Source organism: Geobacillus sp. FJAT-46040 (genome assembly GCF_002335725.1).
GTDB lineage: Bacteria > Bacillota > Bacilli > Bacillales > Anoxybacillaceae > Geobacillus > Geobacillus thermoleovorans.
Genome location: NZ_NISS01000001.1, coordinates 617975 through 620372 on the forward strand (window position 1 = coordinate 617975; position 2398 = coordinate 620372).

The 2398-nt window shown below is 48.4% G+C and carries 4 protein-coding genes; all 4 read left to right on the forward strand.

The annotated features are described in order from the left end of the window. On the forward strand, positions 1-325 hold a 325-nt coding region (locus CD000_RS03340), incomplete at its 5' end, for a phage portal protein (protein WP_143425272.1). Beyond that, complete coding sequence (locus CD000_RS03345) at positions 267-887, forward strand: HK97 family phage prohead protease (RefSeq protein WP_096224888.1); 621 nt, start codon at positions 267-269, stop codon at positions 885-887. The genes CD000_RS03340 and CD000_RS03345, both read left to right, overlap by 59 nt. 40 nt (positions 888-927) lie before the next feature. Continuing rightward, a complete protein-coding gene (locus CD000_RS03350) occupies positions 928-2124 on the forward strand; it encodes a phage major capsid protein (RefSeq protein WP_096224889.1) in 1197 nt (398 codons plus the stop codon). A gap of 34 nt (positions 2125-2158) precedes the next feature. After that, positions 2159-2398 (forward strand): head-tail connector protein (locus CD000_RS03355; RefSeq protein ID WP_369806542.1); only part of this gene is annotated, 240 nt, incomplete at its 3' end.

The window sequence follows — 2398 nt, forward strand, 5'->3', positions numbered from 1 at the left end:
AGAGATGACGTATAAATTGTTTCTTGACAGTGAAATTGACGCTGGATATTACGTGAAATTCAACGTTGACAGCATGCTTAGAAGCGACATTAAAACGCGTTATGAAGCGTATGGCATCGGAATTGAGAAAGGTTTTATTACGCCGAACGAGGCGAGGGCATTAGAAGAGAAGCCACCTTTACCTGGCGGTGACCAGCTTGTATTTAATGGTAACGTTATTCCATTGACGATGGCCGGCCAACAGTACATGAAAGGAGGTGGTGACAATGGGCAATCAGGCGACGAAGGACACAAAGGAAATCCGGGCTCTTCCAGTGAAAATTGAGGTCCGTCAGTCAAGCGGAGAAGAAGAAAGGCGCACCATCTCTGGGTCGATCAAGTACAACACGGAAAGCGCGGAGATGCGGGACTGGTGGGGCGACACGTTTGTCGAAGAAATCGCGGCCGGCGCGTTTGATGAGAGCTTGAAAACGCGCGGGGTTGTCGGTCTCTGGTCGCACGACACGTCTAAAGTGCTAGGAAGCACGAAAAGCGGAACGCTACGCCTTGAGAGTACAGAGAAGGAACTGCGATTTGAGCTGGATTTACCGAACACCACAGTCGGCAACGATGCCTGGGAGATGATTAAACGGGGAGATGTTGATGGTGTATCGTTTGGGATGAGGGTTACAAAAGACAAATGGTCGCAAGTGGATCGCGACGGAAAGAAGATTTATAAGCGGTCCATTTTGGATGCGGAACTGTATGAAATTTCCCCGGTGGCTTTTCCGGCTTATCCGGCCAATGAAGTGTCTGTCCGGTCGCTTGATGAGTACCGGGAGCAGCAAAAACGCGCTTCGAATGAATACAAAAAACGAAAACTAGCCATCGAGTTAGAGCTGATATAAAACGGCTCTTTTTATTTTGACTATAGGAGGTTGAAAAAGTATGGGTAAAGAACTGCGTGAGATGTTGCAAAAACTGGAGCGGATGAAAGCCGAAGTCCGCGCTCTCTTAGGAGAGGATAAAGTCGATGAAGCTGAAAAACGAATGGAAGAAGTGCGGTCGTTGCAAAAGAAAATCGAGGTACAACGGCAATTAGAGGAAGAGGAGCGCGGTGGATTGGGTCTTGGTGGCGCTTATTCGGCTGGCGCTGAAACTCGCGCTGCTACGAAAGAGGATGCCGAATTGGAACAGGAGTATCGACAAATCTTCATGAAGGCGATTCGCCGGCGCCCGGTTTCTCCGGATGAGCGAAGCATTATCGCAGAATACGAAAAGCGCGCCGTCATGAATGAAGGAGGAGCCAATCCGGCGATCCCTGACGGAGATTCGTCCTTGATCGTTCCAAAAGACATTCAGACGCGCATTAACGAGATTATGAGAGCGCAAAACGACTTGTCTCAATATGTTCGCGTCGAGGAAGTGACCACCTTATCGGGATCTCGCGTGCTGGAGAAAGATGAAACGATGACGCCGTTTGCGTTGATTGATGAATACGGCGTGCTCCCGGAAATGGATAATCCTAAATTCGTGGCTGTCTCGTACTCTGTGAAAAAACGCGGCGGCATCTTGCCGATTACGAACGAGCTTTTAGCTGATAGCGATCAGAATATTATTAATTACATCACGCGTTGGATTGGTAAGAAGGCCGTCGTTACGCGTAACAAGTTGATTACGGATCTCCTGCTGACTATGACTCCGAAAGACTTAGCTGATCTGAAAGCGGTGAAAAAGGTATTTAATGTTGACTTGGATCCGGCTATCAGCTTGAGCAGCATCGTGTTAACAAACCAAGACGGATATAACTGGCTCGACAGCCAACAAGATGCGAACGGTCGTTTCTTGCTTCAGGATGACATTACACAGCCGGGGCGGAAGCTGTTGTTTGGCCGTCCGGTTGTCGTATGTTCCAATCGCTACTTGCCGTCGATCACTGGAACGACGAACAAGGCTCCCATTTTCATTGGGAATCTTGAAGAGCTTATCGTGTTGTTCTCGCGGCGATTCTTTGAGTTGGCGGCAACTAAAGAAGGCGGCGATGCATTTAAACGTGATACGACGGATTTACGTACGATTATGCGCGATGATATTAAATTCTGGGATACCGGCGCGGCTGTATATGGCCAATTGAAACTGAGCTAATGACGGGGGTTATCCCCGTCCCCTTTTATTGGGGGTGATTGTTTTGATTATTACGCTTGATGAAGCGAAGCAATGGCTGCGCGTTGAGCATAGTGACGAGGACGGCTTAATTAGTACGCTGATTAATGCGGCAGAAAAATACTTGTTCAATGCAACAGGGAATACGTTTGACAGTACCAATGAGTTGGCTAAGCTGTTTTGCTATGTGCTAGTGACCGACTGGTACGAAAACCGCGAGATGATCGGCAAAACGAGCGAAAAAGTGCGGCATACG